Annotated in this window: 1 protein-coding gene; it reads left to right on the plus strand. The window is 70.9% G+C overall.

Annotated features, from left to right (window positions below):
* A partial coding sequence (locus tag J0A65_RS23995) for a ComEC/Rec2 family competence protein (RefSeq protein ID WP_206596783.1) occupies nt 1–1,035 on the plus strand: 1,035 nt, incomplete at both ends.

Raw genomic sequence — 1,035 nt, forward strand, 5'->3', positions numbered from 1 at the left:
GGGCCTCTGGCCAATCTGCTCGCCGTGCCCTGGGTAGGGCTGGTGGTGGTGCCGCTGGCGCTGTTCGGTACGCTGCTGTTGCCGGTGCCTCTGCTCGGCGAGTGCTTGCTGTGGCTGGCCGGCGGGGCATTGCAGCTGCTCTTCGCGCTGCTCGGCCTGATCGCCGGCTGGTTGCCCGCCTGGCTGCCCAGCGAGTTACCGTGGTGGGTCTGGTCGTTGGCGGCGCTGGGTGCCGCGTTGCTGTTGCTGCCTGCCGGTGTGCCACTGCGCTTGCCGGGGCTGGCGCTGCTGCTGCCCGCGCTGCTGGTACCGGCGCAAGGGCCCGAGGACGGGCAGGCCGACGTCTGGGTCCTGGATGTCGGCCAGGGCTTGTCGGTTCTGGTGCGGACCCGCGAGCACAGCCTGCTGTACGACGCCGGGCCGCGCTTCGGCGACTTCGACAGCGGCGAACGTATCGTCCTGCCGTCGCTGCGTGCGCTGAACCTCCGGCGGCTCGACCTGCTGCTGGTCAGCCACGCCGACAACGATCATGCCGGTGGGGCGGCGGCCGTGGCGGCTGGCATGCCGGTGGCGCGGGTCATCAGTGGCGAGCCGGCGCGTCTCGCGCGAAGCCTGGCTGCCGATGCCTGCGAGTCCGGGCGCAGCTGGCAGTGGGATGGTGTGACCTTCAGGTTGTGGCAATGGCCGCAGGCGGCACCAGGCAACCCGCGTTCCTGCGTCTTGCAGGTGGAGGCCGAGGGGGAACGCTTGCTGTTGACCGGCGACATCGATGCTGCGGCCGAACAGGCGCTGGTGCAATCGGGCTTCCCGCTGGCGTCGCACTGGCTGCTGGCTCCGCACCACGGCAGCCGCAGTTCCTCCAGCCAGCCCTTCATCGACGCGGTCGGGCCGCAGCACGTGCTGATCACGCGCAGCCGGCACAATGCTTTCGGCCATCCGCACCCGCAGGTGCTGGCACGTTACCGGGCGGCGGGCGTGGCGGTGCATGACACCGCGTATGCCGGTGCGCTGCATCTGCGCCTGGGCAAGTGGCTC

Origin of the sequence: Bowmanella yangjiangensis, assembly GCF_017255015.1 — a bacterium.
Taxonomy (GTDB): domain Bacteria; phylum Pseudomonadota; class Gammaproteobacteria; order Enterobacterales; family Alteromonadaceae; genus Bowmanella; species Bowmanella yangjiangensis.